Source organism: uncultured Campylobacter sp. (assembly GCF_938030685.1).
Classification (GTDB): Bacteria; Campylobacterota; Campylobacteria; order Campylobacterales; family Campylobacteraceae; genus Campylobacter_B.
This window is the reverse complement of record NZ_CALHHX010000201.1, coordinates 1-7,026: the sequence shown is the minus strand read 5'-3', so window position 1 is coordinate 7,026 and position 7,026 is coordinate 1. Positions and strand designations below refer to the sequence as shown.

Here is a 7,026-nt window from a genome sequence, read left to right as displayed (position 1 = left end):
GCGAGCGCGAATTATTAAATTTTAACCCCGTTTTGAATAAAATAGCGCAAAAAATTCTAAAGGCTTAAATTTGAAAAATCGCTATCCGACCCGTCAAATCTCCGTCGGCTCCGTCAAAATCGGCGGCGGCGCGCCCATCTCCGTGCAGTCGATGAGCTTTTCTAAAACGAAGGATGTGGAGGGCACGCTAGAGCAGATAAATCGCCTGTATTTCGCCGGCTGCGACATCGTGCGCTGCGCGGTGCTTGATAAGCAGGACGCGGACGCGCTCTCACGCATCAAAAAAAGCTCGCCGCTTCCCATCGTAGCGGATATCCATTTTAATTTTCGCTTGGCGCTGCAGGTCGCGGAGTTTGTCGATGCTATCCGCATCAATCCGGGCAATATCGGCGGCAAGGAGCGTATCAAAGAGGTCGTGCGCGCGTGCAAAGCTCGCAGCCTGCCTATCCGCATCGGCGTAAATTTGGGCTCACTCGAGGAGCAGTTTGAGCAAAAATACGGTCGCAGCGTGGAGGCGATGGTGCAAAGCGCGCTGTATAACGCCGCGCTGCTTGAGGATGAGGACTTTAGCGACATTGCGATCTCGCTTAAGACTTCGGACGCGCCGAGCACGGTGGCTGCGTATCGCGCGCTGCGCCCGCTATGCGAGTATCCTTTTCATCTGGGCGTGACCGAGGCGGGGACGAAATTTCACGCGAGCATCAAAAGCGCGATCGCGCTGGGCGCGCTTTTGATGGAGGGTATCGGCGATACGATGCGCGTGAGCATCACCGGCGAGCTCGAGGAGGAGATCCGCGTCGCGCGCGCGATCCTACAGGACGCGGGCGTGCAAAAAAGCGGCGTCAATATCATCTCGTGCCCTACCTGCGGGCGTTTGCAAAGCGATCTGCTAAGCGCGATCAAAATCGTCGAAGAAAAAACCGCGCATATCAAAACGCCGCTAAACATCAGCGTCATGGGCTGCGTCGTAAATGCGATCGGCGAGGCGAAGGGCGCGGACGTAGCGATCGCGTTCGGCAACGGGCGCGGCATCGTGATGCGCCACGGTGAAGTGGTCGCCAAACTCGAGGAGAGCAAGCTCGTGGAGCGGTTTTTGCAAGAGGTCGAGGACGAGGTGCGGGCTCGCGAAGGAGCGTGAGGGCTGCGGCGCCTAGCAGCTTAAATGTCGCTATGATTCGTGGCTCTTGGGCGGCTCGGCTCTGAATTTTGGCGCGCTTGGGTTAGTTGTAGTTTGCTCGGCGTTTTAAGGCGCTCTCGGGCTCATCGCGGTTCGTTTAGGCTCATAGGTACAGCGTGTCTTGGCGTAAAATTTTAAAATTTAATTCCGAGGCGGCGCTTTTAAATTTGAGCCTTTGGGGAATACGGCTTGGAATTTTGGTTTGAAATTTCGCGTGAAATTTTGAGTTAAAATTTTGGCTTTGGAATTTCGTCTTGAAATTTCATTTTAAAATTTCAACCTCGCGATTTGAAGCGAAATTTTATAGAGTAGAATTTACCGCGCGAAATTTTAAGCGGTAGAATTTTATGCTGTCTATGAAATTTAGGCGCAGGCTCTATGCGCTCGCCAATTTTACTCGCAGGATTTGCCTCGGTAGAATTCCGTGCCGCAAAGCGGAATCTTGACGGATGAAATTCCGATACGCCACGAAATTTCATCCGGCTGGATTTCGTCCTGCACCTAAATTTAAGGCGAGCGAAATTTTAAGAGTCAAAATTTCAAAGGGCGAAATTTAAAATTGACGGAATTTTAAAGGCGAAAATTCTGAGGATGAAATTTTAGATAAAAATTTAAAGCGGTCCAAATTATAAAATTTTGCCCGATAGAATTTTGCTAAGAGGCGAGATTTCAATTCTATAAAATTTAAAATTATCGCGCCGCAGAGATTTGCGGAGGCGAGCCTGAAATTTTATAGAATTTAAATGCGAAACGAGGGGAAGCGATGGCAACGAAGCAGAATGTGCCTGCAAATTTATACGATCTGGATATGGAGCGCGCGATTTTAAGCTCGCTTTTGCAAAACGAGGACGCATACGGCGAGCTTAGCGAGATAATCTCGGTTGGCGATTTTTTCTACAAGCCGCACGCTGACATCTACGAGGCGATCGTCAAGTGCTCCTCGCACAACGAGCCGATCGCGCCGAGCTTTGTTAAAAAATGGCTAGCCGAGCGCTACGACGATGGCGCATTTACCGAGGTCGTAGCCACCAGCGGCGTGGTCGATGCCCCAAAATACGCGCTCGAGCTGCGCGAAAAATCGATCAAGCGCTCGCTAATTAAGGTCGCGCACGAGATCCCTTCGATGGTAAACGAAGCCGTGCGTAGCAAAGACACCGCTGATAAAATCAGCTCCAAAATTTACGAGCTCATCGACGAGGAGCGCCACGGCGGCATCAAAAAATCGCACGAGATCATCGCCGACGTAGTAGAGGAACTGAAGCGTCAAAAAGCGCTCGCAGGCTCGGAGCTCGTGGGGCTGGATACGGGCTTTCGCTTCCTAAATGACTGCACGAAGGGGCTAAAGCCGGGCGAGCTCATCATAATCGCCGCCCGCCCCGGCATGGGCAAGACTGCTTTTGCGCTAAATTTGATGATGAAAACGCTGCAAAGCGGCAAAGGCGTCGTATTTTTCTCGCTCGAGATGCCCTCTGTGCAGCTGATGTATCGCATACTAAGCGCGCTTAGCTCGATCCCGCTAAGCGACATAATGAGCGCCAAGCTCAGCGACGACGACTGGACGCGCTTCAACGACGCTTGCGACGCGGTGCTGAATATGCCGCTTTTCGTCTATGACAGCGGCTACGTGAACATCCACCAAGTCCGCACCCAGCTGCGCAAACTCAAATCCGCAGACGCCAATATCGAGCTATGCGTGATCGATTATATCGGACTTATGACGAGCACGAGCAACTACTCCGAGCGCCACCTGCAAATCGCCGAAATTTCGCGCGGGCTCAAGCTCTTAGCGCGCGAGCTCAACATCCCGATCATCGCGCTATCGCAGCTAAACCGCTCGCTTGAGGCGCGCTCGAACAAACGCCCGATGCTAAGCGATCTGCGCGAAAGCGGCGCGATCGAGCAGGACGCCGACATCATACTTTTCGTCTATCGCGACGAGGTTTATAAGGAGCAGATGGAGCGCGAGCGCATTTCGCGGCTGGAGGCCGAGGGCAAGGACGCGGGCGAGCCCGTATTTAGGCGCAACGACTATCAGGAAAAAGCCGAAATCATCGTCGGCAAAAATCGATCGGGCGAGGCGGGCAGGACGATCGAGGTGGGCTTTCAGGGCAGATTTACCCGCTTCGTCGATACGAGCTTCGGCGGCGAGCCCAGCGAGAGCGCGATCTTTAACGAAAATGACAATCTCGACTACGTCTCGCAGCTGCAAGATCAGGGCTTTGAGGAGCCTGCTACGCCGCACCTAGATATGCCGAATACAGATGCGGCGCAGAATTTGCAGCAAAATTTAACGCAGAATTTTAATGAAGCCCAAAATTTTAACGAAGCGCAAAATAGCGGCGTAAGCTTAAACGAAAGCTCTGCGAGCGCCCGAAACTCAGGCGTAAATATCGATCTTGACGAGATGCCTAGCTTCGGCGAAAGCGGCGAGGAGATAGACGGCGAGTCTAAATTTAGCGCAGAGCAGGGCTTGGCAGAGGTACAGCACGCGGCACAGAGCGTATTGCAGAAGCAAGAATTCGGGGAGCAAAATTTAGATGATGCAATAGCGGGCAGTGTCGTACCCGAAATAGAGGCGCATAAAGAGTTAGCGGGCACTCCGCAGGGCGTAAAAGACACATCGCGGGGCACGAAAGGCGCGCGGCAAGGTGAAGAGGGTGTATCGCAAAGCGCGGAGAGTGCGCAGCGAATGGATGTTCCAAATTTTGAAAGCGGCGAGGGCGATGAGCCGCCTTTTGAGCCGCAGGAGCCGCAAGAGGACGAGGCGAAATTTAAACCCGCGCCGCCTTTAAATATCGAAGAGATGGGTATTCCAAAGATCAATGAGGCAAACAGGCTCGATGACGACGACGCGCCGCTGGATCTGTGAAATAGCGCTTAGGCTAGCGCTGATCGTTAGCGTTTTTTGCTTCGCGCTTTACGCGCAGGATTTGGACGATGCGGGCTTTTGCGCGCTGGCGGCGTTTTGGGCTTACGCGCTATTTCGGGTGCTATTTAGCTTTTTTTACGAGGCGAAGCAGCGCGCCAATGCAGCTCTATTTCGCAGCAGCGGGACTTTGATTAAAATTTTTAGAGGCAGGCTGATAAGCGGGGTTTTAGCCTTCGCGGGCGCGATCCTATTAAGTGTCACTTTGGCGCTAGGCATAGCCGATCTGCGCGGCGCGGAGCTATTCGTGACGCTCGCGGCACTACCTGCAGCTCTTGCTCTGATGCGCCTAGCGGTGCTGAAGCTCAGCCTAAAAGAGATTAAAAATCCTAGAATTTTATCGCTCAAACTTAGCATTTTGCTGCTCGCCGCGCTTGCCGTAGCGGTAAATTTCGCTATAAATTTAGCCTATTTGCGGCTTGCAGACGCTGCTGATTTAGCCGTGCACTTTCAAAATTCCGCGATAAATTTTACTCCGCCCGCCAGCGCTACCGCATCCGTGGGAAATTTCGCGACAAATGACGCTTCCGCGCCCGTCGGAAATTTTGCAACAGATAATGCCGTCAAATCCGCTAAAAATTCCGCGGCAAATAACTCCGTCATAGTTGTGCGAAATTCAGAGGCTGATAATACCGTTAAGTCCGCGCCGGACGCCGCTAAAAATCTCACCGCTTCGGCCGCAAATTTTAAAGCGGGCTCCGTCAGAGCGGCGCAGGTCTCGGCTGAAAATTATAAGGCAAATACCGCCGCTGCGCTGCAAATCAACGCTAAAAATTCTACGGCAAGCTCCGCCGCAGCGCAAAATTTAACTCAAAATTCCGCCGCACCGAGTATGGCTGCCGACAATTCCGCGGCAAACTCCGCATCAATCCCTGAAATTTTTGAAATTTTAAAATCTACCGCGCCGCAAGCGCACTTCAGATCCGCTCTGCTAAATGAAATTTACGCTTTGAAATTTTACAAAAACGCGCTGTTTGAGCTGGCGCTGTCGCAGAGCCCTAGCGCGCTAAAAATCGCTCTTTTGTTTCTGATCTGCGCGGGAGATTTCCTCTTTTACTGCGCGATTTTGCATCTTTGTGCCTTCGTGCTTTTTATGCCGCGAGCCGCAGCCGCGCCCAAAATAGGGCGCTTTAGCGGCACGATCTTTGCGCTTGCCTACGTCACGCTGTGTTTGATCTGCGCCGCGCAGACGCGAACGGCAGCGAGCAGGGCGGAGGACGCACATCCTAAAAGCGCGGTCGAGACGAGCGTGCAGATCGTGCTGCAAAGCGGCGAGCGGCTGATCTTAAGTGCGCGCGAGGCGGACGCGCTAAGAGGTGAGCTAAACGCTACGCGCTTCGCTGCGGAGGCAAACGCCGCATCCGCGCTAAATAGCTACATCGACGCCGTTTACGACGAGGGTGCGAGGCTTAGCGCGCAGAAAATGGCGGATTTCAATTACTCGTTTTTGAGCGATTATCTGGTGCTGTGGCACGGCGTGTGGGACGATGACGCGGGGGCGTATCTGAATGAGAAATTTGCGGGCTTCGTAAGCGAAAGCTTCCCGAAAGATTTTGGCGAGAATATCGCTAAAATCGCTGCGGCAAACGTCAAAAATTATGAGAGTTCGCTAAATTTTACGCTCAAAAAATACGGCGCGAAAATCGATCTCAACGTCACGCAGAGCTTCAACCTAAAAAGCAAGGCGTATCGCGCGAGTGGGACGGGGCTGGGGGCGCTGGGCGGCGTACTGGGCGCAAAGCTGATAAGCAAGAGCCTCGCTAAAACTGCGGCTAAAACGGGCGCAAAGACTATTACCAAGGCGGGCGCCAGCGCGACTAGCGGTAGTGCGGGGCTCGTGTGCGGCCCGGGCGCGGTGGTATGCGTGCCTGCGTTTGCCGTGGCTACGTGGTTTGGGCTGGATTTTGCGTTTGCCAAGGGCGATGAGGCGCTGAACCGAGAGGAGTTTGAAGCTGCGATCGTGCGCGATATGATGGCGGCGAAAGAGGAGCTAAAGCGCGCGCTGGCGGAGGATTTCAACGCGACGATAGATGAAATTTCGAGTGAAATTTTAAATTTAGACGGGAAGTAGGGCAGCGGATTATGCCCGCGCAACTTAGACCCGTTGCGAGCGAAATTTTACGGCGGATTATGGAGCTTTCGTGCGTAGCGGGTGGCGGGCGGCGTGCATCAAAATGGGTGGTTCGGTAGGCAGTTCGGCGGATGCGAAACAGTAGCGAAACTAGCGGCAAAAAAATAGGCGCACAAAACGACAGCGCAGCGGGTGTGCAATAAACAGCGCCTCGGGTTTTTGAATTTATAAAATTTTATCCTGCTTTGCTTGCTTTGCCGCACCTGCGCGATTTAAATCGGTTGCGAGTAAAATTTGGCGGCGGATTATGGAATTTTCATACGCGAGGCTTGCGCGACAGCGGCTAAATTTTAAAATTTTATCTAAGCGCAGGCGGGTGGGATTACGGCGCATTTATCGCGCCGCCGCACCCTTTAAATTTAAGAGCTAACTAAAAATTTTTAAATATAATCGCCGCTTAAAATAAGGAGTGCTAATGAAAAAATTCTATCTTAAAATTTATATACTCACGTTTATGGTGGCATTAATAGCCATCCCTGCTGCAGCAAAATCGCATTTGACAAGCTTGATAAAGTTGGAGGATTTTAATAACGAAGAGCAAAGGACGCTTTTTAAATCTTGCGATTACGGTGACGGAAAATACGGTTCGTGCAATAAGCTCGTTGAAATTTTATCTAAAGAGTGCGAGGATGGCGATATGCGCTCATGTGCTAGGCAGAGTGATTTTTTACAATCATTATACAGGGAAGAAGAGGCTATGGCATATCTGATTAAGCTGTGCGATGCCAACCTTATCGAATATTGCATGGGGCTAGGTTGGGAAGATATAGAATTTAACGGCAATATACAAAG

6 protein-coding genes are annotated in these 7,026 nt (G+C 52.0%); 4 read left to right on the top strand and 2 right to left on the bottom strand.

Annotation, left to right across the window (positions count from 1 at the left end; all coding sequences use genetic code 11):
* Nucleotides 1-70: 70 nt before the first annotated feature.
* Nucleotides 71-1,138, top strand: coding sequence for a flavodoxin-dependent (E)-4-hydroxy-3-methylbut-2-enyl-diphosphate synthase (gene ispG, locus Q0369_RS09685; protein ID WP_298099201.1), 1,068 nt, complete (start codon nt 71-73; stop codon nt 1,136-1,138).
* 314 nt (nt 1,139-1,452) lie between these two features.
* Here ispG and Q0369_RS09680 read toward each other — a convergent pair whose 3' ends face one another.
* Entirely contained in the window at nt 1,453-1,656 is a 204-nt protein-coding gene (locus tag Q0369_RS09680; protein ID WP_291936701.1) for a hypothetical protein, read from the bottom strand.
* Nucleotides 1,657-1,940: 284 nt separating this feature from the next.
* On the opposite strand from Q0369_RS09680, the gene Q0369_RS09675 reads away from it, so the two are divergent.
* Both Q0369_RS09675 and Q0369_RS09670 read left to right on the top strand, forming a co-directional pair.
* On the top strand, nt 1,941-4,046 hold the full coding sequence (locus Q0369_RS09675; protein WP_298099173.1) for a replicative DNA helicase: 2,106 nt from the start codon (nt 1,941-1,943) through the stop codon (nt 4,044-4,046).
* Nucleotides 4,000-6,174 (top strand): hypothetical protein, encoded by a 2,175-nt coding sequence (locus Q0369_RS09670; RefSeq protein ID WP_298099170.1) that lies wholly within the window; start codon nt 4,000-4,002, stop codon nt 6,172-6,174. Before Q0369_RS09675 ends, Q0369_RS09670 begins: the two co-directional genes overlap by 47 nt.
* A 225-nt stretch (nt 6,175-6,399) precedes the next feature.
* On the opposite strand, the gene Q0369_RS09665 is transcribed toward Q0369_RS09670, so the two are convergent.
* Nucleotides 6,400-6,567, bottom strand: a complete 168-nt coding sequence (locus Q0369_RS09665) for a hypothetical protein (RefSeq protein WP_298099167.1) — start codon at nt 6,565-6,567, stop codon at nt 6,400-6,402.
* An 82-nt stretch (nt 6,568-6,649) separates the two neighbouring features.
* On the opposite strand from Q0369_RS09665, the gene Q0369_RS09660 reads away from it, so the two are divergent.
* Nucleotides 6,650-7,026, top strand: a 377-nt coding sequence (locus tag Q0369_RS09660; protein WP_298099165.1) for a hypothetical protein, incomplete at its 3' end; no start/stop codon positions are given.